Genomic DNA, 26809 nt, shown 5'->3' on the forward strand with positions numbered 1-26809 from the left:
ATACGCATTGAGGTGTACCAGATGCTTGGGTAGTCTCATGAGCTTTCTCTTGAACGGCTTCTTCTGCTTCATCACTCCGGCCTCCGCAATAATGATCGGCAAGCCGGAAAGGGGAACTGTCGGATACGGCTCTCTTCTGAACGGGATAGCAGATGCTTCACCAATGACAAAATCGCCAGCTCCCGGACCATGCTAATCGACGGGCACAAGGCACCAGTGTTAAAGCGGCCTCCTCATCCCGGCTGCCAGAGGAACCGTAAATGATCCATAGGAAAACAGCAAGTTACTCTTTGACAAAGCGCTGCCTTGGCAGCGTGGAGTGCTAATCAGAATTTGTTTTAGGCCCACCCCGGCCTCATTCCGCCAAACTCTTCGTCACCACTTCGTAGACGTCCCGCGGCAGATCTTTCATGCTCCGAATCCGCTCCAGTTCGATCTTCATCAGCTGCTGCCGGTTAGCGTCAAAGCGGCGCCAACGCGTCAGGGGGGCGAGGAGGCGGGCAGCCACCTGCGGATTGACCGGGATGAGCTGCAGCAACTGGTCGGTCAGGAAGCGGTAGCCGGCGCCATCCGGCGCGTGGAAACGGACTTGGTTCCCCTGGCTGAAGGCACCGACCAGGGCCCGGAACCGGTTCGGGTTGTGCAGCTCGAACGCCGGATGATTCAGGAGCGTTGTCAACCGGGGCAGCGTGTCGGGCAGGATGGCTGTGGCCTGGAGGGAAAACCATTTGTCGACCACCTGGCGGTCGGCCTGCCAGCGGTCGTAGAACTCGGCCAGCAGTAGCTCGCGCTCCGGGCAGTTACAGGAGGCGAGCGGTATGAGGGCTCCCATGGCATCGGTCATGTTGTCCGCTGTCCGGTACTGTTCGACGCAGAGATCGATGAACGAATGCTCCTCAAGGGGTGCCAGATAACCGAGACAGAGATTGGCCAGGCGGCGCTGGCCGCTCAGGCCGTCATCCGGGCGGTACGGTCCTTTGGGGCGGCACGCGGCTCGTACGGCCAAGAACTCACCCCGCAGGGACGCGGCCAGCGTCCGCCGCACGAACTGGCGGGCGGCATGAATGGCGGTCGGCTCGATTTCGGTCAGCATTTCGGCGAGATAGGCCTCGGTGGGCAGGGTGAGGGCTTCTGCCTGAAAGGCCCGGTCACCGGTCCGTCCGGTCAGGACCGCCTCGAAAGCGGCTACGAAGTCGGGGTCGAGCGTGAATTCCCGCCCTTGGCGCCAGTCGTCAACCAGTCCCAGGAGAACCCGCGCCGCCAGCTGCTGGCCCGCTTCCCAGCGGCAGAACGGGTCGGTTTCGTGGCTCATGAGCAGCACCAGCTCAGCGTGCCGATAGGGGTAGGCGAGCCGGACCGGCGCGGAAAAGGTCCGCAGCAGGGCCGGTACCGGCTCACCGGCCAGGCCGGTGAAGCGGAAGGTCTCTTCCGCCCGGCGCAACTCCAGGACCCTGGTGGTCGGCCCAGGCTGCGGCTCACCGGCCAGGGTGACGGCGCACTCTTCTCCGCTGTGGCTCAGCAGCCCCATGGCCAGGGGGATGTGCAGCGGTTCCTTGAGCGGCTGCCCGGGCGTCGCCGGGGTGGACTGCCGGACGACCAGGGTGTAGCTGCCGTTCGCCGGTTCGAAGCTGGCGCTGGCCGTCAATTGGGGGGTGCCGGCCTGGCTGTACCAGCGGTCGAACTGGCCCAGATCGATCCCGCCCGCCTCGGCCATGGCGGCGACAAAGTCGTAGACCGTGGCCGCGTGGCCGTCATAGCGGGCGAAATAGAGGTCCATCCCCTGCCGGAACCGCTCCGGACCGAGCAGGGTGCGCAGCATCCGGATGATCTCGGCCCCCTTGTTGTACACGGTGGCGGTATAGAAGTTGTTGATCTCCATGTAGGAGTCGGGTCGGACCGGGTGGGCGAGCGGGCCGCTGTCCTCGGCGAACTGGATAGTCCGCAGGTAGCGGACGTCATTGATCCGCTTTACCCCACGCGACTCCATGTCGGCCGTGAATTCCTGATCGCGGAAGATGGTGAGCCCCTCCTTCAGGGAGAGCTGGAACCAGTCGCGGCAGGTGACCCGGTTGCCGCTCCAGTTGTGGAAGTACTCGTGGCCGATCACCTCTTCGATCGCCTGGTAGTCGTCGTCGGTAGCGGTTTCCGGACTGGCCAGGACGTAGCGGGAGTTGAAGATGTTCAGCCCCTTGTTTTCCATGGCCCCCATGTTGAAATCGTCCACTGCCACGATCATATAGATGTCCAGGTCGTATTCGCGGCCAAAGGTCTCCTCGTCCCAGCGCATCGCCTTCTGCAGGGAGCGGAGCGGATGGTCGCACTTGTGGAGGTTCTGTGGGTGAACGTAGAGCCGCAAGGCCACCTCCCGCCCCGAGCAGGTGGTGAACTGCCCTTCGCAACTGGCCAGGTCTCCGGCTACGAGGGCGAACAGGTAACTCGGCTTGGGGAACGGGTCGTGCCAGGTGGCGAAGTGCCGGTTGCCCGGCAGGGTCCCGGAGCCGGTCAGATTGCCATTTGACAGAAGTACCGGATAACGGTCGCTATCGGCTTCGATGGTGGTGGTGAAGACCGCCAGTACATCGGGCCGGTCGGGATAGAAGGTGATGGTACGGAAACCTTCCGCCTCGCACTGGGTGCAGAACATGCCGGCCGACCGGTACAGTCCTTCCAGGAACGTGTTCTCCTGGGGTCGCAGCTCGGTCACGATCTCCAGAGTGAAGGCGTCCGCTACGACCGGGACGGTAAGCCCATCGGCTGTCAGTAGATACCGGTCCGGCAACAGCGGACTCCCGTCCAGGCTGAGGCTTTTCAGGACGAGCCTGCGACCGTCCAGCACCAGCGGCCCCGGCCCGGCTGTCGGGTTATGGTTGGCCCGCATGGCCAGCCGAGCCGTGACCAGGGTGGTCTCTTCCCCCAGTTCGAAACGGAGGTCAACCGTGTCGACCAGGTAGTTGGGCGAGGTGTAGTCAGTACGATGGATTGTCGGATGAGTAGATTCGGACACGATTCCGTTCCCTGTGGAAGTCGGGACGAGTATGTCTGTTCGCCGAAGCAAACCTGTTTAATCTCTTCTGTCCCCGAACAGCCGCAGCATCATGAGGAACAGGTTCACGAAGTCCAGGTAGAGGGCCAAGGCGCCCGCCACAGCCGCTCCGCCGCGTGCTCCCTTCAACTTCTGGGTATCGTACGCCGTGAGGCCGATGAAGACGATAACGCCGATGCCGCTTACCATGAACTGGATCATGTTGGAATGGAGGAAGATGTTGACGATTGAGGCGATGACGATACCCACCAGCCCCATGAAACAGAAGGAGCCCAGCGATGTCAGATCCCGCTTCGTGGTAAGCCCGTACACGCTCATGACGGCGAACGTTGCAGCCGTTGACAAGAAGGTCGTGGCTATGGACTGACCGGTATAGATCAGGAAGATTCCCGACAGGGTGACCCCGTTGAGCGCTGAATAGAGCAAGAAGAGCGGCGCTGCGGTCATGGTGCCCATGCGGATCGCAAAGCCGCTTATGGCGAAGACCAGCGCCAATTCGGCGATGACAAGGCCGAAAAAGACCATCCTGTTGCCGAACACCATTGCTGCGAGAGGCTGATTGCTCACGACCGCAATGGATACCAGGGCGGTAAGGCACAGCCCGGCAGCCATCCATCCGTACACTGCTCCGATTGAATTGTCTCTCGCCACCTCATAGGTGCGCGAGGAGTACGACGGGATGCCCATGGAGATTCTCCTTTTCATGTGGTTGTTCCGGAACGAATGTAGCCATTTCCTTCCGATAAATCAATCCGGTTTACGTGGGACAGGCAGTTTGTCGGGCATGGTACGGTACAGGAGGCTTCGTACCATGGTTCGCATAGCCTGATCCGGTTGTCTCTTGACAGGCACCGGTTACCATTTCCTGACTTGTCAGACCCCTGTCCGCTCCCCCTCTGCGAGCATTCCTGTCAGGCTACTACGGACTTGCTAAACAGTTTCACCTGCCGATAACATGAGGAAAAGCTTGAGGTTGAGAGGCTGGTGTCGTACTATGAACTCCCGTTCGGTCTTGCCTGGACGGGAGTTCTATTATATGGCCAGCAGGCGATGTTCGATGCCTGGCCACAAGAAAAGGGGTGTGCGGTAATGCGATTCAGTTATGAAACAGCTGGTTCATGCGCCACGCGGATCGATATTGAGATTGAGGCCGGTTTAATTGTCAGTGCCGATTTCATCGACGGCTGCGCAGGTAATACTCGGGCGGTGGCTGCATTGGTCAAGGGTATGCCGGTAGCGGAAGCGGTACGGCGATTGAAGGGTATCGCCTGCCATGGGGATACGTCGTGCCCGGATCAGCTCGCCCGGGCACTGGAAGCGGCTGAAACGAAATAACAATTTCCAAAAAGCCAGTAGATGCCAAACCAGAGCAGCTAATGTGTCGGAGAACGTAATTCATTGGTTTCATCATCTTTCCTTTTTAAACAAACAATAGCCGTCCTTGCCCTGACGCTTTTACTGGTGTTGTCCCTGGTCGCATCGGTGCGTGCCCAGGAACCATTCGCCACCTATCCCCCTCTGTCATCCGGTTACTCTTCCATCAAGGTCTTTGACAGCCAGGGGCGGTTTGTCGGCCGAATACTGCCCGAGAAGCGGTACTGGGTCTCCATCGACCGCATCCCCGCGTTCCTGCAAAAGGCCGTGGTGGCCGTTGAAGACTCCCGTTTCTATGAGCATGGCGGGATCGATGTCCGGGGGATCGCCCGGGCATTGGTGAAGGACGTGGTCAAAGGGAGACTGGCCGAAGGGGGGTCGACCATCACCCAGCAGCTGATCAAGAATAAATACCTGTCCGGCGAGAAATCCATCGAACGGAAGGTCGAGGAAGCCCGCCTGGCCATGGAGTTTGAAAAGAAGTACACCAAAAAGCAGATCCTGGAGATGTATTTCAACGAAATCTATTATGGCAACGGTGCCTGGGGGATTGCCCAGGCTAGCCGGCTCTATTTCGACAAGAACCCGGAGGAGTTGACCGACGCCGAATGTTCCCTGCTGGCCGGAGTGCAAAAAAACCCGGGCCGCTACAATCCATCGGGAAAACCGGCCAACGTCACGGGGCGGAGGGACGTGGTTCTCAGGCGGATGGTGGAGCTGGGGATGATCACCGCCCGGCAGAAGCAGCGGTTGCGGGCCCGGCCCGCCTCGGTCATACCACAAGGTCAGGCCCCGTACTATATGGCCCATCTCCGGAGCCGGCTGATTGAGCGGTACGGACCGCAGGTCATCGAACAGGGCGGACTGGACGTGATCTCGGCCATGGATCTGAACCTGCAGAAGCTGGCGGAAAAGACCTTGCGTGACGGGGTGAAACGGATTTCTCCCCAGTTGCAGGGCGCCTTGCTGAGTCTTGATCCTGTTACGGGGGATGTGGTGGCGGCCGTCGGGGGTATTGACTTTAGCCAGAGTCCCTATAACCGTGCCTTTTCAGCCCGGCGTCAACCCGGCTCGGCCATAAAACCGCTGATTTACGCTGCTGCACTGGAAAAGGGGGTTACCGCCAGCAGCATCTGGGATGATACGGCTACGGCCTACAACCGCGGCAACAATGAACTCTGGAAGCCGCAAAACTATGGCCGGGAGCAGTATGGCGAGCTCAGTCTCAGGCAGGCCCTGGCCTACTCGAACAATGTCATTACGGTAAAGTTACTGGAGTCGATCGGGGTGCCGTATTTTGTCGATGTCGCCCGCAACCTGGGGCTGCCGTTGCGTGCCCAGCACGACCTGTCCCTGGCACTGGGAACGGAAGAGGTCACCCTGCATGACCTTGTCATGGCGTACACCCCCCTGGCCAACGGGGGCTTCAGGGCCGAACCACGGACCATTATCCGGATCTATAATCGCAACCGTCGCACCTGGACGGAGACTCCCCCGGCGGTTACGCCGGTCCTGTCGCCGGCTGCCGCCTTCGTCACCACCCGGATGCTCAGGGACGTGATGGTCTACGGCACTGCCAAATCCCTGAAAAAATTCAGCCGGGAACGTCCGGCCGCCGGCAAGACCGGCACCACCGATGACTATCGGGATGCCTGGTTCGTCGGTTATACCCCCCAGGTCATAACCGGTATCTGGGTCGGATATGACCGGCCTCGGCCAGGGGGGAGAGGTTTTACCGGCGGGGCGGTCGCTGCCCCGATCTGGGAACGGTTCATGCGGCCGGCCCTGGCGGCCAGACCGGCTGTTGATTTCCCGAAACCGGAAACAGTTGTCGCTGTTTCAATCGACCCGGCCACAGGCTACCTGGCAACGGCCGACTGTCCGCAACAAACGGACGAGTTCTATATCGTGGGAACCGAGCCGACCGAGCAGTGTCCCAAGCATGGCGGAGATGCCGGCAAACGGTTATCCCCGGTCGTGCCACTGTCGCCCGGCGTTGGTCAGCAGCCTGTCACCACTCCTTCCGACTAGCCTCGCCGCCTCCACTGCCATAATGGCTGGCCAGCCTTGCTGCAGCGGCTCCAGGTTGGCCAGCCGATAATCGCCTTTGACCGCCACAATGGTATCCGCGGCCAGCAGGGTCGACTCGATCGCGGGGGGAGGAGCGTGAAGGGGGGCAGATTGGTTCCTGTTTGTTACATGACCCTCATGGCGATCATGGTCACGTCATCTTCCCGGCTGGTGGTACCGGTAAATGCGGTGACCGCCGTGAGTACCGCATCGATAACCTCCTGCGGGGATGCTTCCGGGCAGGCGCGGAGCAGTTCGCACAGACGGCCACGGCCGAACATTTCGCCGGCCGGGTTCAGGGCTTCGATGACGCCATCGGTGCAGATAAGAAGCAGGTCGCCTGCTTCCAGCCGGCACGGTCGTTCCTCGAACGTGATCCCTTTCCGGGCCCCCAGGATCATCCCACCACGTCGTCAGTGCGGCGGTAGTAGTCGTAGTAGTCTCCGCCGGCTTTGAGGAGATTGCACGTTGGCTGTCCGGAAGCGGCTCCGGATGGATACGTTCAGCGTACCATGATCAGAATCGCCTGGGCCAGCAGGACCTTCGCGATCATTGAGAGGGGATAGACGGTGGCGTACCCTTCGTCCACCGGGCCACAGCCGAAGCGTTCCTGGCCCCAGGCGAGGAGCGCCGGTTGGGTCATGACCGCGGCGGCCAGGCCACAGCTGCGGGCCGGGGAAAAGCCGAGCCAGCGGCCGGAGATGAACAGGGCCACTGCGATACCTGACAGGGTGACAGCCAACGACGCGCCAGCCAGCCCGGCTACCTGCCCCAGCGGCACGGTGCCCAGTCCGCCGCCGGCCCGCAGCCCGATGCCGGCCAGGAAGATGACCAGCCCCAACTGTCGAATGGCCATGTTGGCGGCATGGGGTACCTGCCAGACGAGGGTGCCGGTCCGGCGCAGCGAGCCGAGCAGCAAGCCGACGCAGAGCGGTCCTCCGGCAAAGCCGAGCTTCAGTGTGACGCCGCCGACGGTTACTGCCAAGGCGCCGAGCAGGAGTCCCATGGCGTGCCCCAGGGCAAAGGTGAGCATTTCCACCTCTCCGACTGCCTGATAGGAGTCGCCCAGGTAGTTGCCGACGTCCTTCATGCGGGCGGTTGGCGCCACAACCCGTAGCCGGTCCCCCAGTTCCACTATGAAGCCCGGCGGCGGCACCATGTCGGCATCCCCCCGTCTGATCCGGGTGACGCGACCACCGAACAGTTCCTCCAGGTTGAGCTGCTCAATGGACATACCCGCCAAGCGACGGTTCGACAGAAAGATCCGCCGTACATCGACCGTCCCCTCGCGATGGGCGCTGGCATCCTCGGCCGGCTTGCCAAGGGCGGCGCAGACCCGTTCCACTTCGTTTTTTGCACCGACCAGGGTCAACACATCGCCGGTCTGGAGACGCTCGTTCGGAAAGGCTACCCGGTCAATGTTGTCGCGGGTCAGACGGCCAAAGGCCACCTGCCATTCCCCTTCCGCCGTCAAATCCCCCAGCCGTGCATTAATTGCGTGGACGCTGTCGACCCGTACCGCTGTCTGGCAGAGCTCTTCATGGACCGGGTCCTCACCGAAAAACCGTGAAAACTGCCGGGCCGACAGGGAAAACAGAATTGTTCCCAGCCCCACAGCCAGGGGATAGGCCACCGAATACGCCATGACAGCTGTCGTTGCCCCCAACTCATCCCCCATGTTGCGCAAGGTTTCACTCACCCCGGCCAGGGCCGGGGTATTGGTTAGAGCACCGGCATAGAGGCCGGCGGACTGGGCCTTGCCGAGCCAGCTTCCGGTCACGATTGCCGCCAGGGTCGCGGCCGCCAGGCTGGCCAGAGCGGTCAGATTGGCCCTGATGCCACCGCTTTTGAGGGCCGCGACAAAGGAGGGGCCGGATGACAGGCCAATGGCATAGACAAACATGGACAGACCCAGTACATGCAACGCTTCCGGCGGTTTGATGCCGGGGATCAGCGCCCCTGCCCCCAGACCGGCAAAAAGAACGCCGGCCACTCCCAGTGAAACCGGCCCGACCCTGAGGCGCCCCAGGGGGTAGCCCATCGCTATGACGGCAAAGACCACTAGGACCGGGTTTTCAGTGCAAAAGTGAACAAAATGTTCCATCGTGAGAGCCCTTCAGGGAGATGCCACGGTACGCAGCGAAGAATCTCAGAATAATAGTTTCTGACATACTACCATAGATATCTTCAGCGTCAGTCTCAGAACCGCCAGATAATGTTTCGGCCGTCCCTGCTGCGGAACTCTGCGGGTGCCAAAACGACGCGGCCCCACCCCGGAGAAGGGGAGGGCCGCGCTTTGATCGCGACTTTTGCGGTTTATAAATGTTCGACTAATGACTTAGCTTTGCGCTCGCAAGCCAGCTTAAGCTTGGATGAGGTCGCTTACTTTCTACTGACAGACATTATGTCTAACCGGAAGTTACTGCCGATTTATCTTTGTTCTGGCCCAGCAGGTTTTATTCTTTACCGACAATCGCGGCGATATCATTGGCGAGTTGGTGCACGTCCTCTTCCCTGGTGTCCCATGAGCACATGAACCGCGCCCCGCCGGTACCGATAAAACTGTAGAAATACCAGCCCCGTTTGTGCAGGGCCTTTTTGATCTTTTCCGGCATGCTGACGAACACGGAATTTGCCTGACACGGGAACATGAGGGGGATGCCGGGAATCGTCTTCAACCGACCCTCCAGGATCTTGGCGCAGCGGTTGGCATGGGCCGCATGGCGCAACCAGGCCCCATTTTCAAGAATTCCCACCCATGGGGCGGAGAGAAAGCGCATCTTGGAGGCGAGCTGTCCGGACTGCTTGCACCGGTAATCGAACTCCCGCGCCATTGCCCGATTAAAAAAGACCACAGCCTCTCCCACGGCAAAACCGCTCTTGGTGCCACCGAAACAGAGCACGTCCACTCCTGCCTGCCAGGTGATCTCCTTTGGCGCGACCCCGAGCGATGCCACGGCATTGGCGAACCGCGCACCATCCATATGGATTTTCAGGTGGAGCCGTTTTGCGACCTCACGCACGGCCTGCAGTTCGTCCACCGAAAAAACGGTTCCCACTTCCGTGGCCTGGGCGAGGCTGAGCACCTTCGGCTTGGGGTAGTGGATATCGGTGCGGCGCTTGACCGTATGTTCGACGGCCTCCAGGTCGACCTTCCCCTCCTTGCCGGGCACCAGAAGGATCTTGGTCCCATTGGAAAAGAATTCCGCCGCACCGCATTCGTCGGTTTCCACGTGGGACAGTTCGTGACAGATGATGCTGTGGTACGACTGACAAAGGGATGCCAGGGCCAGAGAGTTGGCGGCCGTGCCGTTGAACACGAAAAAAACCTCGCAGTCGGTTTCGAAGAGGTCCCGCAGGCAGGCACAGGCCCTGGCAGTCCACTCGTCGTTGCCGTACGACTGGGCATATCCCAGATTGGCCCGTGCCATTGCCTCCCACGCCTCGGGGCAAATTCCGGCGTAATTGTCGCTGGCAAACTGGTTTTTTTCTTGTGTCTTCATGGATTCGATCCTTTCCGGGGTAGGTGCGGGAGGGGGGGCTGCTACTCGGACGAATGTCCATTCTGAATACTTTCCACGCCAAAAGCAAGAATGAGCTTTCCAGCACAGAAACATTCCCTATTCGGACATTTTTTTACGCTATCTCCGTCACTCTGAAATTTGTATACCCAACGACGTAGCCACATTTTCTTGGTTTTGCTCAACGACTCTTGCCGTGTTTGGTTCTTTTGCTTGACAAAAAAGCCTACCTCTTCCGCGACACCGGCGGCATTGATCGTCATGATGGCGAACAGCTCTATATCTGTGGGGGGCGGGGCACAGCGATCTTTGGCCCCATTTTTCTGGAGGTCGAGCCTGTTTACGAGTCCGGAAGGCGTTTCAATCCCTCCAGCGGGACCAACGAACGGATCAGCGCATACGGCGGGCACCTGGATGCCACGATCAACGCCCCTGTGGCAGGTCACAACAGCAGGCTGTTCCTGAGTTATGGTACGGATCGGGCGACAAGGAGGCTGCTAATGGTGCCAGTTTCAGGAAGGAATTCAGAAACCCTGGCAACGACAGCTCCCTGGTGGGCGACATGAGCGTGGTCGGCGATCTTTCCGGACTCAGTGTCGGCGACTCCCACGCGAGTGGACTGCAGCTCTACACGCTGGGGTGGGGGGTAGATATCTCCAAGGAGCTCAACTTCTCCGCCACCGGTCACTATGTTATTGCCAATAACGTACCGGATGGATTCAGCCGCCAGCTAGGTTTGGAGACCGATTTCAACCTTACGTACAATCTAAACGATGATATTCCGGTCATTCTGGCCTATGATCACTTCTTCACCGGGCCGTTCTTCCGAGCTGCCACCGGGAGCAGGGATGATATCGACTACGGTTACCTCATGTTCCAGTTTAACCTGGCAAAAACTAAGTTGAAAACCGTTCCAAAAACGCATTGACCGAGTTGAGAAGCGACGGATTTACTGGTAAGCTTCATGAAATTTTCCGACCGGAGGTTTACGATGACCATGAGAAAGATGGCGGCCATGCTCCTCGTGGGGATGCTGGTTGCCGGCAGCTCCGGCTGCAAGAAAAAAGAAGCGGGCGAGGCTCAGAAGGCTGCCGCGGGCGATACCATCAAGATCGGCTTCCTTGGCGCCCTGACCGGCGACGTGGCCATGTTCGGCAAGCCGACCCTGGAGGGGATGAAGATGGCTAGCGAGGAGTTGAACGTAGCCGGCGGTGTCCTCGGCAAAAAGATAGAGATCGTGGAGGCCGACAATCGGGGGGACAAGCAGGAAGGCGCCTCGGTCACCCAGAAGCTGATCAGCCGCGACAACGTGATCGCCATAGTCGGTGACCCGACCACCGGTATCACCAAGGTTGCCGCACCCCTTGCCCAGAAGGCCCAGGTGGTGCTCCTGTCAGCCGGCGCCACCGGACCGGGCGTCGTGGAAAACGGCGATTTCATTTTCCGTGACACCCTGCTGGACAGTGTTGCCATCCCGGCCTGCATTGACTTCTTTGCCAAGGACCTCGGCTATAAGAAGGTGGCGGTCATCACCTCCGACAACAATGACTACAGCGTCGGCCTGTCCCAAACCTTCCGCGACGCGGCCAAAGGTAAGGGGATCGAGATCGTTGCCGACGAAAAGGTCAAGGACGGCGACAAGGACTTCAGCGCCCAGATCACCAATATCAAGGCCAGGAAGCCCGATGTCATCTTTTTCTCCGGTTATTACACCGAGGCGGCGCTGATCATGAAAGAGGCCCGCAAGCAGGGGCTCAAGGCCAAGCTGTTCGGCGGTGACGGCCTCTTTTCGCCGAAGCTGATCGAACTGGGCGGCGATGCGGTTGAAGGGACCATGTCGGCCCTCGGCTTCTCCCCGGAGCAGGCCTCGCCGGTAACGGCCAAATTCGTCGAGGCGTTCAAGAAGAGGTTCAACGGCGCCGAGCCCGGGCTCTTCGATGCCCAGGGGTATGATGCCATCACGCTCCTGGCTGACGCCATGAAGCGCGCCAACAGCATCGATCCCAAGGTCTTCAAGGGGGCGTTGGCCCAGACCAGGAAGTTCGAGGGGGTTTCCGGCACCATCAGCATGCAGGCGAACCGGGAACCGATCAAGTCGCCGCTTGCCCTGCTGGAAGTGAAGGGTGGAAAGTTCGTTCTGAAAGCCAAGGTTCCGGTAAAGATGGATTGACCATCGGTTCGCACCTGGCAAAAGGCCCGGAGGGAAATCCTGCCGGGCCTTTTTGGATTTCCATTCGCACTGTCGCAAAGGACGCCACATGTTCTTCCAGCAACTCATCAACGGCATCGCCCTCGGGAGTACCTACGCCCTGATCGCGCTCGGGTACACCATGGTCTATGGGATCATCACCCTGATCAACTTCGCCCATGGCGAGATCTACATGGTCGGTGCCTTTGTCGGGCTGCTCATGGTTGCCATCTTCAAGCTCAACATCTTTGTCGCCATGATCCTTGCCATGGTAGCCTGCATGGCGCTCGGGGTGGTGATCGAACTGATCGCCTATCGGCCGCTGCGCAAGTCTTCCCGGCTGTCGGCCCTCATCTCCGCCATCGGGGTCTCCATCTTCCTTTCCACCCTGGCCCAGATGATCTTCGGCGCCGATGCCAAGGGGTTTCCGGAAACGGCCTTTCCGGTGAACCAGATCCATATCGGTGATGCCGACATCTCCACCCTGCAGCTGCTGATCATCGGTGTTTCCGCCTGCCTCATGATCGCCCTTGAGTTCATCGTCCAGAAAACCAAAATCGGCAAGGCGATGCGGGCGACCTCGGAGGATTACAATACTGCCGCCCTCATGGGAATCAATGTCAATATGGTCATCTCCTTCACCTTTGCCCTCGGCTCTGCCCTGGCGGCAGCCGGCGGTGTACTGGTGGGGCTTCTGTTCAACGCAGTCTCCTTCAACATGGGGCTGATGGCCGGCCTGAAGGCCTTTGCTGCTGCCGTGCTCGGTGGGATCGGCTCCATACCCGGCGCCATGCTGGGAGGGCTTTTGCTGGGAGTGACCGAGGTGTTGGGGGTGGCTGCCGGCTACTCGTCCTATCGTGATGCCATCGCCTTCGCCATCCTGGTGCTGGTCCTGCTGGTCCGGCCGACCGGGCTCCTGGGGCGTAAGATTCAGAAAAAGGTTTGAAGTGGAAGTGCGCGGCTCAGGGACATTGTAGGTTGGGTTAGCGCCAGCGTAACCCAACATAGCCTCTGATTCGTTGGGTTACGGCGAAATGACCGCCTAACCCAACCTACGTCTTCCGACAAATAATTCGTCTCGATCATGCCGGTCCTGATCCCGGCATTTGAGGATTCTTATGGGTGAGGCATTACAGTCGCTGCTGGGTAACATCAATCCCTACTTTCTGCAGATTATCGTCAATGTCGGCATCGGCATCGTCCTGGCGCTGGGGTTGAACGTCATCACCGGCCTGACCGGCCAGCTTTCCCTCGGGCACGCCGCCTTCATGAGCATCGGTGCCTTCACCAGTGCCCTGTTCACCCTCAAGCTCGGGCTGCCGTTCAGTCTGAACCTCCTTTTGACCGGTCTGGTGACCGCCGCCATAGGGGCGCTCATCGGTTTTCCGATCCTGCGGCTGACCGGGGATTATCTGGCCATCTGCACCCTCGGTTTTGCCGAGATAGTCAAGGTTGCGTTTCTGAACCTCGATATCACGAACAGGGCCTTGGGACTCTCGGTGCCGCCCCCGAAAACGACCATGCCGATGCCGATAGTGGTCTGGATCGTGGTACTGCTGGCCATTGTACTGGTCTCGTTCGTCCATGATTCGCGGTTCGGCCGGGCGCTGAAGGCGATCCGCGGTGACGAGATCGCGGCCGAGGCGATGGGGATCAACGTGGCCAGGTACAAGGTCCAGTCCTTTGCCGTCGGCACCTTCCTGGCAGGGGTCGGCGGGGGCCTGTATGCCCATTTCATCAGCTACATCAACCCTTCCGACTTCGGTTTTCTCAAGTCCATCGACATCCTCAGCATGATCGTTCTCGGTGGTCTGGGGAGCATCCCGGGCAGCGTGATCGGCGCCGCGGTCCTTTCGGCGGCACCGGAGTTCCTCCGCTTCATGGCCAAGTACCGTATGCTGGTGTACGGCGGCCTGCTGGTGTTCATGATGATCTTCCGTCCCAACGGTCTCATGGGCGGGGTCAATTTTACCGATCTGCTCCTCCGGGCCATGGGGCGCAAGCCGCACCTGAAGGAAGTGATCGAAGACAAGGCAGAGAACGGATAACAGCCTATGGCACTACTCAGACTCGACAATGTGACGATTCGCTTCGGTGGCCTGACTGCCGTCGACAGTGTGAACCTGACCGTGGAGAAAGGGACCATCCAGGCACTGATCGGTCCCAACGGCGCGGGCAAGAGCACCATGTTCAACCTGATCACCGGTATCTACAAGCCGACCTCGGGAACCATCAGCTTCAAGGAGCGCCCCATCGCCGGGGTGCCGACCTACCGCATCGCCTCGGCCGGCATCGGCCGGACCTTCCAGAACATCCGCCTCTTCACCGATCTTTCCGTACTGGACAACGTCCTGATCGGCGCCCACATCCGCGGCAAGTGGGGCCTTTCCGGGGCGATCATGAAGTTTGCCCCCTGGGTGAAACGGGAAGAGGGGGAACTGATTGCGTGGGCCTCCGACTGTCTGCGGATGGTGGACCTCTCATACAAGTCGTTCGAGCTGGCCGGCAACCTGCCGTACGGGGAGCAGCGACGCCTGGAGATTGCCCGGGCACTGGCGCTGAAGCCGGATCTGATCCTGCTTGACGAGCCGGCTGCCGGGATGAACCCGCAGGAAAAGCTGGTCCTGATGGAGATGGTGCAACGTATCCGGGCCACCGGCATCACCGTGTTCCTGGTGGAGCACGACATGAAGTTCGTCATGGGGCTTTCGGACCGGATTGCGGTCCTGGATTACGGGGTCAAGATCGCCGACGGCACCCCTGACGCCATCCGGCAGGACCCGAAGGTGATCGAGGCATATCTGGGCAAGGCGCATTAGACAGGGACTGGCTACTCGGGAGTTTTCATGCTGGTAGTGGACAAACTGTTCGTGAACTATAACGCCATCAAGGCGTTGAAGGACCTTTCCTGCCGGGTCGGACAGGGTGAGATCGTGGCCCTCATCGGCGCCAACGGTGCCGGCAAGACCACGACCCTCAACGCCATCTCCGGCATTGTGCCGGCACAGAGCGGAACGATCCGGTTCCTCGGCGATGAGATCACCGGCATCCCGCCCCACGAAATCGTCAAGCGGGGCATATCCCAGGTGCCGGAAGGACGTCGGGTCTTTGCCAACATGACGGTCCTGGAGAACCTGGAGATGGGTGCCTATATCCGTTCCGACAGCAGGGCCGTCGCTGAGGAGATAGAGCAGGTCTTCCAGCGCTTCCCCCGGCTCTTTGAGCGGAAAAAGCAGCTGGCCAAGACCCTGTCCGGCGGCGAACAGCAGATGCTGGCCATGGGGCGGGCGCTCATGTCCAAGCCCCGGTTGATGCTCCTGGACGAGCCCTCCATGGGGCTTGCACCGATGCTGGTGGAGAAGATCTTCGAGATCATCCAGGAGATCAACAAGACCGGCACTACCATCATGCTGGTGGAGCAGAACGCCAACATGGCCCTGTCCATAGCCAGTCGGGCCTATGTCCTGGAAACCGGCGAGGTGGTTCTCTCCGGCATGGCAAAGGAACTGGCCGAAAATCCGGAAGTGCGCAAGGCGTATCTGGGGGAGTAATTCCCATGTCCGACAAACCGATTGTAAACCCTAACCTGGCGGTGCTGGGAGGGGTTTTTGCCGTTTCCTTCTCGGCGCTGTTCGTCCGGCTCGCCACGGCACCGGCCATGATCATTGCCACCTACCGGCTTCTCTTCACCTTTCTCATCCTGGCGCCGTTCACCCTGCTCCGGCACCGAAGCGACCTGCGGGCACTGACCGGCCGGGAAAAGGGCCTGGCAATGGCCAGTGGTGTCTGCCTGGCCCTCCATTTCGTCACCTGGTTCACCTCGCTGCGCTATACCAGCATTGCCAGTTCGGTGGTGCTGGTCACTATCCAGCCTGTGTTCGTGGTCCTCGGCTCCTGGGTCTTCTTCCGGGAGCGGATCGGCCGTATGGCCATGATGGGAGGGGCGCTCGCCCTGACCGGCAGCATCGTCATCGGTGCCAGCGATTTTCAGATGGGAGGGGATGCCTTCTGGGGGGACCTCCTGGCCCTGGCTGCGGCCGTCATGGTCTCGGGGTACCTCCTGATCGGCAGGCGGCTCAGGAGCGGCGTCAGCCTGCCGGCCTATACCTTTGTCACCTATGGCAGCAGTTCGCTGGTGCTCGTGCTGGCGAGCCTGGCGAGCCGGACGTCGTTCTATCCCTATCCGACAACCGACTGGCTCCTGTTTCTCGGCCTGGCAGTGGTCTGCACCATCCTTGGCCATACGGTCTTCAACTGGGTCCTGCGCTATGTCCAGGCGTCGGTGATAGCCGTCAGCGTTCTGGGTGAGCCGCTCGGGGCGATCGTCTGGGCCGCGCTCTTTCTGAAGGAGTATCCGACCACGCGGCAGGCGGTCGGTGCAGCCTGCATCTTCGGCGGGCTGTACCTCTTCACCAGGGTTGCGGCACGAAACCGGTGAAAAGACAAAACAGAATGTAACCGCTGATGGACGCGGATGGACGCAGATAAAGACTAAAAACGCCACGAATACAATAGGGTGTGATTAGTTTCTGCGATGAGAGATTGAGGTCTGCGGTTTATCTGCTTGAATCAGCGTGCATCTGCGGTTACTTTGCTTTTGGGTTGACGGAGGGGCAGCAATTTGGACAATACGAGCGCAACCACCAGGGCTGCCACGACGGGGCTGCTCCATGGCATACTGGCTTATCTGGTCTGGGGTTTCTTCCCGGTCTATTTCAAAGCCGTGCAAACCGTGCCGCCGCTGCAGGTGGTTTCCCACCGGATCGTCTGGTCCCTTGCCTTCCTACTCGTGCTGATCGGCTTCAAGGGGAAGTGGCGGGAGATCGGCGCAACGCTGTGCGACCGCAGGGCAATGCTGATCCTTGTGACCACCGCTCTCCTGATCGCCACCAACTGGCTCGTATTCATCGTTGCCGTGGAGCATGGCCAGATCCTCCAGTCCAGCCTCGGCTATTTCATCACCCCCTTCGTGAGTGTCCTCCTCGGAGTTACGTTCCTGAAAGAACGGCTCAGGCGTCTGCAGCTGGTGAGCCTCCTCCTGGCGGTTGTCGGCGTACTGTTCCTGACGGTACAGTATGGCCGCATTCCTTGGGTCGCCCTGACCCTGGCGCTCACGTTCGGCTCCTACGGCCTGCTGCGCAAGGTGGTTTCGGTCGACTCTCTCACCGGGCTCACCATGGAGACCATCCTGCTCTTTCCGTTGGCGGCCGGCTACCTGCTGTATGCCGACCGGACCGGCACCGGTGCCTTCCTGCACGGCCCGTTGTCGATCAATCTGCTTCTGCTGGCAGTCGGGGTTGTGACGGCCGTTCCGCTCCTGCTCTTCGCCTCGGCTGCACGGCGCCTGCGCCTTGCCACCATTGGCTTTCTCCAGTATCTCACCCCGACTCTCCACTTCCTGCTGGCGGTCATCGTCTACAACGAGCCGTTCTCGTTCGCCAGACTGGTCAGTTTCCTGTTCATCTGGACCGGACTGGTCTGCTATTCCTGGGACGCATACCGAACCCTGGCCGTTTCCGGGTATTTCCACAAAAAATAGCGCCGCTCCTGTTGACATGGCTGATGGAGTTATACAATGAGATACACCATCGGCCTATTCGCACACAAGGAGTCGACCATGCACAGCGATGAACTGAACGCCAGGATCATCTCCCGGGGCAAGGAGTTCTTTGCCGCCATTGCCGGCGAAAAGCCGTCCCTGTTCGACAAGGGGGCCTGGATGGGGAAGGTGATGGACTGGTGCATGCAAAACGACCAGTTCAAGGTCCGGATGTTCCGGTTCGTGGATGTCTTTCCCTCCCTCACCACGAGCAGGCTCCTGACCGAGCATGTGCGGGAATACTTCGGCAATGAAGAGGAGATGCCGGCCTTCATGGCCACTGGCGCGAAAGTGGCCGGCATGCTCGGCTCACTGGGTGGGGCCGTGCTGAACAGACTGCTGACCTCCAATATCGAGGAGATGGCGCGTCAGTTCATCATTGGCGAGAACACGCGGGAGGCGGTGAAGAGCCTGAAGAGGCTGCGAAATCAAGGTTTTGCCGCCGTGATGGATGTTCTCGGCGAGGCGACCCTGTCGGAGGAGGAAGCAGAGAGCTATACCAATACCTACCTGGAGCTGCTGGAGGCGCTGAAGCAGGAGCAGGTGTGCTGGCAGGGGCTACCCGGCACCGGAGGCGATCCGGGGCTCGACTGGGGTCATAGCCCCAAGGTCAATGTGGCGGTGAAGCCGACGGCGCTCTTCTGTCTGGCCAACCCCCAGGATTTCGAAGGATCGGTCACTGTCATCCTCAACCGGCTGCGCCGCATCTTCCTGAAGGTCAGGGAGCTGAACGGCTTTCTCTGCATCGACATGGAGTCGTACCGTCACAAGGAGATCACCCTGGAGGTCTTTCGCCGGCTGAAGCTGGAGCACCCCGATTACCCTTCCCTCGGGATCGCGCTCCAGGCCTATCTGCGGGATACGGACCGGGACTTGGACGCCCTTCTTGCCTGGGCGGAGCAGCACGGGCTCAGCATCTCCATCCGCCTGGTGAAGGGGGCCTACTGGGATTTCGAGACGGTCAGGGCTCGGCAGAACGGCTGGGAGATCCCGGTCTGGACCATCAAGGCCGAGAGTGATGCCGCCTTCGAGCGCCAGGCGCGGAAGATCCTGGCCCATCACCGGGTCTGTCATTTCGCCTGCGCCTCCCACAACATCCGCACCGTATCCGCCGTGCTGGAGCTGGCCCGGGAACTGCAGGTCCCGGAGGAGCGGTACGAGTTCCAGGTCCTGTACGGCATGGCCGAGCCGGTGCGCAAGGGGATACTGAAGGTGGCCGGCCGCATCCGTCTCTACTGTCCGTACGGCAGCATGGTGCCGGGGATGGGGTACCTGGTCCGGCGGCTCCTGGAGAACACGGCCAACGAATCGTTCCTGCGCCGCAGCTTTGCCGGCGACGCCGAGATCGAGCAGCTGCTGGAAGACCCGGCTGTCACGGCCGAGCGCGCGCATGCCGCCCGTGAGGCCGGGCCGAAAAAGGTACGGACCGGCACTGGCGGGCTGCCTCCGTTCAGGAACGAGGCGATGGTCGACTTTACCCGGGCCGGCCACCGGGACGCCTTTCCGGCGCATATCGCCCGGGTCAGGTCCCTGCTGGGCCGGACCTACCCCCTGTACATAGGCGGCAGGGAGGTTGCGACCAATGACCTGCAGTCGTCGGTCAATCCGAACCGGCCGGCAGAGGTTGTCGGCCAGGTCTGCCAGGCCGGCACGAAGGAGGTGGGTGACGCCATTCATGCAGCCACGGCCGCTTTTCCGGCCTGGCGGGATACTGACCCGCGGACCCGGGCGCAGTATCTGCTCAAGGCAGCCGGTGCGGCCCGCGGGCGGATTTTTGAGCTCGCAGCCTGGCAAGTCCTGGAGATCGGCAAACAGTGGGACCAGGCCTATGCCGATGTAGCCGAGGCAATCGATTTTCTCGAATACTATGCCCGGGAGATGGCCCGCCTGGGAGAGCCGCAACGGATCGGCCACGCGCCGGGCGAACTGAACCATTACTTCTACGAGCCGCGGGGAGTGGCGGCGGTGATCGCCCCGTGGAACTTCCCGCTGGCCATCAGTATGGGTATGGCATCGGCAGCCATCGTGACCGGTAACTGCGTGGTCTTCAAGCCGTCCGGCCTCACCCCGGTCATCGGCTGGCAACTGGTGGAGCTCTTCCGCGAGGCCGGGCTACCGGCCGGGGTTTTCAACTACACACCCGGCCGGAGTCCGGTCATGGGGGACTTTCTGGTCGACCATCCGGACATCAGCCTCATCGCCTTCACCGGTTCGGTGGAAACGGGGCTCAGGATCATCGAGCGGGCGGCAAAGGTCCATCCCGGCCAGGCCTTTGTAAAGCGGGTCATTGCCGAAATGGGGGGGAAAAACGCCATCATCATCGACGACGATGCCGACCTTGACGAGGCGGTGCCCCATGTGCTCATCTCCGCCTTCGGCTTTCAGGGGCAGAAGTGCTCCGCCTGCTCCCGGGTTATCGTCCTTGAAGCCGTGTATGACCGGTTCGTCCAGCGGCTCGTTGCCATGGCCCGGGCTACCCGGGTCGGTCCGGCGGAAGACCCGGGCTGTTACCTGGGGGCCGTGGCGGACGAACAGGCGCGGCAGAAGATCAACGACTATATCGCAATCGGGAAGAGGGAAGGGGTCTTGCTGTATGAAAGCCAACTGCCTGACGGCGACGGGTATTTCGTCCCCATGACCATCATCGGTGGCGTCAGGCCCGAGCACCGCATCGCCCGGGAAGAGATTTTCGGCCCGGTGCTGGCGATCATGCGGGTGAACGATTTCGATCAGGCGCTCCAGTGGGCCAACTCCACCAGGTTCGCCCTCACCGGCGGCGTCTTCAGCCGGAGCCCGGAGCATCTGACCAAGGCACGCCGGGAGTTTCGGGTCGGCAACCTGTACCTCAACCGGAATATCACCGGTGCCCTGGTGGAGCGCCAGCCGTTCGGCGGCGCCGGGATGTCCGGGGGTGGCACCAAGGCAGGGGGGACGGACTACCTGCTTCACTTCATGGACCCGCGGGTGACTACCGAAAACACCATGCGGCGCGGGTTCGCGCCGGTTGAAGCGGATGACGACTGGGTGGAGTAGGGAGATATAGTCTTTGCAAAATGCAGTTACCCTTTTGGGGCGGAACGGAACCGTTCCACCCGCTTCTGCATCAGGAGGGCGCGGCGCTCCTGCGGCGGGTGCGCTTCCAGTTGCGCCTGCGTCAGCCCCAGCTCCGTGGCGCTCAGGCCGGCACAGCGCAGGGCGTCCTCCCAGCCGTTCAGGGTTGTGCCCGGCTTGTCCGCCTGCGCCAGCAGGGGGAGGATACGGTCGATCCGGCTCTTCAGCGCCTTCTCCGCCACGTCGAGTTTCGTCGAGTCCCGCAGTTCATGCCAGCGGTTGGCCAGGCCGTGGAGCCGGCAGCTCCAGGCCAGTGCCGTGCGCATAGCAGCGGGGAGCCTGAGCCGGTTGCAGAACGGCACGGCAAGAGCGAACCCGGCCTCTTCATGGCGGTGATGCTTAGGCCAGACGGCCGGGTCGGTGGCCAGTTTTCCCAGGTCGTGGAACAGGGCGCAGAAGCGGGCGGTAATGTCCTGGCTTGCCGCAGTTACCCGCTCCAGTACCTGCACGGCGTGGCTGAACAGGTCTCCCTCCGGATGGAACAAGGCAGGACCGGCAGGAACCCCGGGCATGCCGAAGAGTTCCGGGAGATAGGTCGTCCCGACCTGCAATTCCAGCATCCGCTGGAAAAAGCGGACCGGTTCGCTGCCACCGAGCGCCTTCAGCATCTCCCGGCTGAACCGCTCCACCGGTATCCCGGTAAACTGCTCCTCCCAGTCGCTACCGACAATGAGCCGTTCTGCTTCCGCTAGCAACCGCCACCCCTCGGCCTCGAAACGAAATCCCCGGAACAGCCTGATCGGGTCGTCTACAAACGACCTCTCGGAACAGGGGCGCAGAGTTCTCTCTCTCAGGTCGTTTTTCCCGCCGAATGGATCGATCAGTAGCCCGCTCAGTGTCATGGCCATGGCGTTTACGGTGAAATCCCGACGGTGCAGGTCTGCGCCTATCTCGTCAGGAGAGGCGATGGTAACCGCTTCGATCTTGCCGTACTGCCGGTGAAACAGGAAATGGATCGGTGCCGCGCTCTTCGCCGCCACCGGCCGGAAGCCGACGGCTTCCAGCATGCCTGGCGGAAGTGTGGTGATAAGATCGATGTCCCGGCTTTCCCTTGCGTCAATGAAATCCCTGACAATACCGCCGACAAGCCAGATGCTGTCGTGATGCTCGGCCGGGAACAGTGTCGTGAGGAAACTGATGGCGTTGTTCATGGGATAAACCATATCCTGCCAGCGCATTCTGCGCAACCGTCCGTTTGTACCGCTGCTGCTGACGGGATTTCTTCATTGGGTGGACCCTTACTGACATTTGCCGAATATCTGTTATAAAAGGTATTTCATAAATGCATCAAAGTCTGACGGAGCATTGGTCATGTCCCTCGATCTGTGTGAAATGTCTCTGCAACTGACCCAGGGGCTGCTTCGGTTCACCGATACGGTCCTGCAGCAGATCTGCTGTCGTCGCTTTTCCAGCTACGAACTGTATGTTGAAGCGCTGCAGCATGTGCTTGGCGGCGAGGGGCGGCGGGGACCGGCCAGCATCTTTATCGGCTTCCAGGAGGACGGGGGCCATATCCGGCGCGGTCGCGTCTTTCACCTGCGAAAAGGGACGCTTGTGGAGGGATCGGAGGAGATTGCCATCGATGCCGGCGCCATTTATGCGGGGAGCCTTGGCGCTGCCGAGAGCCCGCCGGACCTGGTCATCTCCAACTGGGCCGACAGCGGCGAGTCCCTCGACGACTACCAGCACTTCATCCCACCGGCAATCGGTGCCGCCCTGGCGGCACCGATACGGAACTTCATCACGTACCGGATCAGCGGCGATGCGCCCGGTGCTCTGATTGCCTTCAATTTCCCCGGTCGGGCGAGCGACTATGATGCCGATGTCCTCAGGGGGCTCGGTGTGGTCATCGGTTCCCTCATCACCCTTTCCAGCCAGGTACGGGAAACGGAGAAGGCGTTCATTTACACCATCGAAGCGTTGGCCAGGGCGTGCGAGGCAGCGGAAGAGCATACCGGCAGACATATACTCCGGGTAAACAGATATGCAGGTGCCCTGGCCGCAGTCGCAGGCGCCCCGGTGGAGTTCGTGGAGTCGGTATCGTTTTCCGCCCAGATGCACGACGTGGGCAAGATCAAGATCCCGGTAGCCCTGCTGCTCAAGGAGGGACCGCTTGCCGATGAGGAAATGGAGCTGATGAAGATGCACCCGGTCTTTGGCGAGCGGATACTTGGGGATTCGCCGCGCCTGCAGGTTGCCAGGGAGATCGCCATTGCCCATCATGAGAACTGGGATGGCAGTGGCTATCCATACGGTCTCAGGGGGGACGGCATCCCGTTGGCAGGGAGAATCGTCAGGATAGCCGATGTCTACGATGCCCTTCGCTCCAGAAGGAGTTACAAATCGCCCATGGGCCACGGAGATGCGGTGCGGGTCTTTCGGGAGGGAGACGGTCGTATCCGCCCCAAGGAGCATTTTGATCCGGAATTGCTGCGTCTTTTTTTCAGCATCGAGCATATGTTCGAGAGCATCTATACCGTTAGCGAACAGGAGATAGCCGATTGATGGGGGATCACCACCTGGACCCGTCCAATTCGAGATCTGGTGGCGGTTTCACGGGTTGCTCTTATGTAAGTTTTCACCGACGTTACCGGGTGATAGCTTAATTTTGTGGCTCCAATGTTTGTAATCACGCACTGTCCTTAAGTCTGTACAACTGATAAAGGAGCTGATGATGTTCCTGCTGCCAAAAGGGAATCCGCTGTACGAAAATATTGCCGGCAGCAAGGTCAAGCTGCCAGAGGTTCTTGAAAAGCTGCAGATCAGCGGATTTACCGGCTACCTGGATTTCAAGTTTCTCGACGCGGAAGCCATGCTGCTCTTTGAAGGGGGGAAGCTGATCAGCGCCAAGTACGAGAAGGGGACAGCGGTCCTTTTCTCTTTCGAGGCCATTGCCGAGCTCTGTACCCTCATTGTCAGTGAGAGGGGAGTCCTCTGCGTATACAGGCTTTCAAAGGGGCTGACCATGTGGCTCCATGCCTTGATTCGCGGTGAAGTTCTTTACGGGGCGCAAGAATTGAAACTGATCGATATTAAGGCACTGCTGGAGAAAATCAAGGAACAGCAGTTGAATGGCGCTCTCAGGATTTATAACGACGAGCGGGTAGCGCTCATCTTCTACAAGGATGGTGCTCCCCTCGGGTTCTTTCATGACGGCTCTCAGGATATCGAGACATCGGCTAATGAGTCACAGAAGCTTGTCGCGCTGCCAGGTGCCAAGATCGATGTGCTTTCGACGAAAAGTGCCGAGGAGCCCATTGGGTATGACCTGCTTGAGGTGGTCAATGTTGCCAAACTCTGGGAAACGGCCACCGCCAAGCAGCGGGCGGCTATGGAGGCCACGCGCAAGCAAGCGGAGGAGCAGGACCGGGAGGTGATCAACCCCAAGTTGGCCGAGCTTGAGGACGATTTGAAGGAAATCGTCTCAGCCTATGTGGGAAAGGTTGGTCGCACCTTGGTGGAAAAAGAGCTTGGGGAACAGGGGGGCGGGCGATGTCTGCTGGACAAGGATGGTCTTGCACGATTCATGGCCGGCATTGAACGGGGAGCCAAGCTGCTCACCAGCATGGCAAAGCTCCGGGAGATGCTCAAGACCATGGAGTCGGAAGTAGCAGGCAGAACCTCGGTACAAGGCTAACAACGGGATAAAGCGCCGGGCCTGAACTTTTTGATACACTGCCTACTCTTCTTTGGCGATCCTAATGACCTGCAGGACTCCGGGCATCTGCTCAAGTTTGCCGGTATTAAGTGTCTCGGTGTTGCCGATAACGCCGATTATGGTCCGGTTGGCGCCGGTGGACTGATGGATGTCGAAGTTGTTGGTGATGAGAAAATCCTTGACGTGGTCAAGAGACGCTTCGTCGGCGTTTTTCTTCATGATGATGAGCACTGCATACCTCCAATGGGATCTGTGGCCCGAGATCGGCACGTTTTGGCGTTAAGCCGTTACTGGTCCGTGGTCGCTGATCCCTGTTCTCTGGTCATAATCCTTTCAAGGCGGCGGGATTCATCGATGACCCGCTCGAAGAGACGAATAATGGCCTGATTGTCAAGCGGACCGGGATTGTCGGCCTGCATCCGGCGAAAGATGGCCTTTTCACGGGTCGGATCATAGACGGCAAGCCCTTTTTGTTTCTTGATCTCGCCGATGCGTAGTGCCAGGTCGGCCCGCTGGTTGAAGATCTGCAACAGCAGGCTGTCCAGACGGTCTATCTCCTGGCGAACGGTGTCGATGCTGGCCTCAGAACTGTTTTCGGACAAAGGAATCTCTCCTGCCGCGGATATCGTCCCGCTCGGGATAGTCGATGGTATAGTGGAGTCCTCTGGATTCCTTGCGCTGTTGGGCGCAAAGGACGATCAATTCGGCAACGGTGGCTATGTTGCGCAATTCGATCAGATCTGAGGTGACGATGAAGTCCCAGTAGTAATCCTCAATTTCCTCCTGGATAAGCCGGATGCGCCGCAATGCCCGCTCAAGGCGCTTGTCGGAGCGGACAATCCCGACATAGTTCCACATGAAGCGGCGGATTTCATCCCAGTTCTGGGAGACCACAACCATTTCATCGCTATTGGTGGCTGAGCCGGCATCCCATACCGGGATATCGGGAAATTCAAAACTGTTATTGGCAAGTACCTTGGTGGCATGCTGAAATGCTTTGCCCGCATACACAGCCGCCTCCAGGAGCGAATTGCTCGCCAGCCGGTTGGCTCCGTGCAGGCCGGTAAATGCCACTTCACCGATGGCGTACAGGTGCTTGACATCGGTTTCGGCATTGCTGTCGACGACAACGCCGCCGCACAGGTAGTGAGCCGCCGGTACGACCGGCAAAGGCTCCCTGGTCATGTCGAGGCCAAAACCGAGACAGGTCTGGTAGATATTCGGAAAGCGGTTCTTGATGTAATCCGGTTCCTTGTGGGTAATGTCCAGATAGACGCAGTCGTCTCCCCAGGTTTTCATTTCGCTGTCGATGGCGCGGGCGACGATATCCCGCGGAGCAAGATCCTTCAGCGGGTGATAGTTCTCCATGAACGCGGTGCCGTCCCTTCGGCGCAGGATTGCTCCTTCGCCCCGAACCGCTTCGGAGATGAGGAATGACTTGGCATGGGGGTGATAGAGGGTTGTGGGGTGGAACTGCATGAACTCCATGTTGCCGATGGTGGCACCCGCGCGGTAGGCCATGGCCACGCCGTCGCCGGTCGCCACGTCCGGGTTGCAGGTGTAGAGATACACCTTTCCGGCGCCGCCGGTGGCCAGCAGGGTGATCTTGGCCCGGAAGGTTCTGACGTCGTTGGTTTCGCTGTTCAGCACATGGGCACCCAGGCAGCGGTTCGTCTTGAGCCGGCGTCGGATCACTTTTGCTTCGGTGATCAGATCGATGGCAATATGGTTCTCGAAGATCCTGATGTTCGGGTTGTTGCGCGCCTCTTCCACCAATGCCCGTTCTATCTCACGGCCGGTCACGTCGTCAGCATGGAGAATGCGGCGCTGGCTGTGTCCTCCTTCCCTGGTAAGATCGTAGGAGTCGCCGCTGGTCGTGAAATGAACCCCCCAATCGATAAGGCTTCGGATGACGTCGGGACCTTCCTCGACAACCATGCGGACCACATCCTCATGGCAGATGCCGGCACCGGCAACCAGTGTGTCCTGGACGTGGGCGTCGAATGAATCTTCCTGGGAGAACACGGAGGCGATGCCGCCTTGGGCGTAGTTGGTGGCGGATTCAGTGACGTCGCGTTTGGTGACAATCGCCACGGTGCCGTGTTCAGCCGCCCGCAAGGCAAATGAGAGGCCGGCAATGCCGCTGCCGATGATGAGAAAATCACTGTCAATCAGCATGGGATATCCTGACTTGAATAGTAGATTATAAACAACCGGCAGATTATTTTCCCCCAACGGGCTTTTG

23 protein-coding genes are annotated in these 26809 nt (G+C 60.1%); 14 read left to right on the forward strand and 9 right to left on the reverse strand.

The genetic code is table 11. The annotated features are described in order from the left end of the window. Positions 1 to 355: 355 nt before the first annotated feature. A complete protein-coding gene (gene pepN, locus JN12_RS06325; protein WP_145019886.1) occupies positions 356 to 3004 on the reverse strand; it encodes an aminopeptidase N in 2649 nt (882 codons plus the stop codon). Positions 3005 to 3061: 57 nt separating this feature from the next. After that, the gene (locus JN12_RS06330; RefSeq protein WP_246125772.1) at positions 3062 to 3748 is read right to left on the reverse strand and encodes a Bax inhibitor-1/YccA family protein; all 687 of its coding nucleotides are present in this window, start codon (positions 3746 to 3748) and stop codon (positions 3062 to 3064) included. A gap of 279 nt (positions 3749 to 4027) precedes the next feature. Between JN12_RS06330 and JN12_RS06335 the strand changes: the two genes are divergently transcribed. Further along, the gene (locus tag JN12_RS06335; protein ID WP_246125773.1) at positions 4028 to 4378 is read left to right on the forward strand and encodes a TIGR03905 family TSCPD domain-containing protein; all 351 of its coding nucleotides are present in this window, start codon (positions 4028 to 4030) and stop codon (positions 4376 to 4378) included. A gap of 126 nt (positions 4379 to 4504) precedes the next feature. Then, complete coding sequence (locus tag JN12_RS06340) at positions 4505 to 6448, forward strand: transglycosylase domain-containing protein (protein ID WP_456237310.1); 1944 nt, start codon at positions 4505 to 4507, stop codon at positions 6446 to 6448. 164 nt (positions 6449 to 6612) lie between these two features. Here JN12_RS06340 and JN12_RS06345 read toward each other — a convergent pair whose 3' ends face one another. The 3 genes from JN12_RS06345 to JN12_RS06355 form a co-directional block, all read right to left on the reverse strand. Then, the gene (locus JN12_RS06345; protein WP_145019892.1) at positions 6613 to 6888 is read right to left on the reverse strand and encodes a PP2C family protein-serine/threonine phosphatase; all 276 of its coding nucleotides are present in this window, start codon (positions 6886 to 6888) and stop codon (positions 6613 to 6615) included. A gap of 101 nt (positions 6889 to 6989) precedes the next feature. Continuing rightward, positions 6990 to 8591, reverse strand: a complete 1602-nt coding sequence (locus JN12_RS06350; protein ID WP_145019895.1) for an aspartate:alanine exchanger family transporter — start codon at positions 8589 to 8591, stop codon at positions 6990 to 6992. 352 nt (positions 8592 to 8943) lie between these two features. Then, a complete protein-coding gene (locus JN12_RS06355) occupies positions 8944 to 9990 on the reverse strand; it encodes a threonine aldolase family protein (protein WP_145019898.1) in 1047 nt (348 codons plus the stop codon). A 227-nt stretch (positions 9991 to 10217) separates the two neighbouring features. On the opposite strand from JN12_RS06355, the gene JN12_RS06360 reads away from it, so the two are divergent. The 10 genes from JN12_RS06360 to pruA all read left to right on the forward strand — a co-directional run bounded on the left by JN12_RS06360 (position 10218) and on the right by pruA (position 20828). Next, the gene (locus JN12_RS06360; protein ID WP_145019901.1) at positions 10218 to 10574 is read left to right on the forward strand and encodes a hypothetical protein; all 357 of its coding nucleotides are present in this window, start codon (positions 10218 to 10220) and stop codon (positions 10572 to 10574) included. Beyond that, entirely contained in the window at positions 10571 to 10936 is a 366-nt protein-coding gene (locus JN12_RS06365) for a hypothetical protein (protein WP_145019904.1), read from the forward strand. Before JN12_RS06360 ends, JN12_RS06365 begins: the two co-directional genes overlap by 4 nt. 63 nt (positions 10937 to 10999) lie before the next feature. Next, positions 11000 to 12178, forward strand: a complete 1179-nt coding sequence (locus JN12_RS06370; RefSeq protein WP_145019906.1) for an ABC transporter substrate-binding protein — start codon at positions 11000 to 11002, stop codon at positions 12176 to 12178. A gap of 88 nt (positions 12179 to 12266) precedes the next feature. After that, positions 12267 to 13142 (forward strand): branched-chain amino acid ABC transporter permease, encoded by an 876-nt coding sequence (locus tag JN12_RS06375; protein WP_145019909.1) that lies wholly within the window; start codon positions 12267 to 12269, stop codon positions 13140 to 13142. A gap of 172 nt (positions 13143 to 13314) precedes the next feature. Further along, on the forward strand, positions 13315 to 14244 hold the full coding sequence (locus tag JN12_RS06380; RefSeq protein WP_145019912.1) for a branched-chain amino acid ABC transporter permease: 930 nt from the start codon (positions 13315 to 13317) through the stop codon (positions 14242 to 14244). Positions 14245 to 14250: 6 nt separating this feature from the next. After that, positions 14251 to 15015: an ABC transporter ATP-binding protein gene (locus JN12_RS06385; protein WP_145019915.1), complete on the forward strand. Its 765-nt coding sequence runs from the start codon at positions 14251 to 14253 to the stop codon at positions 15013 to 15015. A gap of 27 nt (positions 15016 to 15042) precedes the next feature. Further along, a complete protein-coding gene (locus JN12_RS06390; protein ID WP_145019918.1) occupies positions 15043 to 15747 on the forward strand; it encodes an ABC transporter ATP-binding protein in 705 nt (234 codons plus the stop codon). 5 nt (positions 15748 to 15752) lie between these two features. After that, the gene (locus JN12_RS06395) at positions 15753 to 16634 is read left to right on the forward strand and encodes a DMT family transporter (protein ID WP_145019921.1); all 882 of its coding nucleotides are present in this window, start codon (positions 15753 to 15755) and stop codon (positions 16632 to 16634) included. A gap of 183 nt (positions 16635 to 16817) precedes the next feature. Further along, complete coding sequence (rarD, locus tag JN12_RS06400; RefSeq protein WP_145019924.1) at positions 16818 to 17735, forward strand: EamA family transporter RarD; 918 nt, start codon at positions 16818 to 16820, stop codon at positions 17733 to 17735. A gap of 78 nt (positions 17736 to 17813) precedes the next feature. Next, positions 17814 to 20828 (forward strand): L-glutamate gamma-semialdehyde dehydrogenase, encoded by a 3015-nt coding sequence (gene pruA, locus JN12_RS06405; RefSeq protein WP_145020289.1) that lies wholly within the window; start codon positions 17814 to 17816, stop codon positions 20826 to 20828. Positions 20829 to 20854: 26 nt separating this feature from the next. Here the strand turns inward: pruA and JN12_RS06410 are convergent, their stop codons facing one another. Next, on the reverse strand, positions 20855 to 22057 hold the full coding sequence (locus JN12_RS06410; RefSeq protein ID WP_145019927.1) for an HD domain-containing protein: 1203 nt from the start codon (positions 22055 to 22057) through the stop codon (positions 20855 to 20857). 160 nt (positions 22058 to 22217) lie between these two features. On the opposite strand from JN12_RS06410, the gene JN12_RS06415 reads away from it, so the two are divergent. Together JN12_RS06415 and JN12_RS06420 are read left to right on the forward strand one after the other, a co-directional pair. Further along, positions 22218 to 23411 carry an HD-GYP domain-containing protein gene (locus JN12_RS06415; protein ID WP_145019930.1) on the forward strand — a complete coding sequence of 398 codons (1194 nt, stop codon included), beginning with the start codon at positions 22218 to 22220 and terminating at the stop codon, positions 23409 to 23411. 166 nt (positions 23412 to 23577) lie between these two features. Continuing rightward, the gene (locus JN12_RS06420; protein ID WP_246125775.1) at positions 23578 to 24543 is read left to right on the forward strand and encodes a GTPase-activating protein; all 966 of its coding nucleotides are present in this window, start codon (positions 23578 to 23580) and stop codon (positions 24541 to 24543) included. Positions 24544 to 24585: 42 nt separating this feature from the next. Here the strand turns inward: JN12_RS06420 and JN12_RS06425 are convergent, their stop codons facing one another. From JN12_RS06425 to nadB, 3 genes are read right to left on the reverse strand one after another with little or no spacing between them, the layout of a single operon-like run. After that, entirely contained in the window at positions 24586 to 24795 is a 210-nt protein-coding gene (locus JN12_RS06425) for a hypothetical protein (protein WP_145019933.1), read from the reverse strand. Between the two features lie 56 nt (positions 24796 to 24851). Beyond that, positions 24852 to 25166 (reverse strand): chorismate mutase, encoded by a 315-nt coding sequence (locus JN12_RS06430; protein ID WP_145019936.1) that lies wholly within the window; start codon positions 25164 to 25166, stop codon positions 24852 to 24854. Then, positions 25147 to 26742, reverse strand: a complete 1596-nt coding sequence (gene nadB, locus JN12_RS06435; RefSeq protein ID WP_145019939.1) for an L-aspartate oxidase — start codon at positions 26740 to 26742, stop codon at positions 25147 to 25149. Before nadB ends, JN12_RS06430 begins: the two co-directional genes overlap by 20 nt. Positions 26743 to 26809 lie beyond the last annotated feature (67 nt).

The sequence above is a fragment of the Geobacter argillaceus genome, from assembly GCF_007830735.1.
In the GTDB taxonomy this organism is placed as follows: Bacteria; Desulfobacterota; Desulfuromonadia; order Geobacterales; family DSM-12255; genus Geomobilibacter; species Geomobilibacter argillaceus.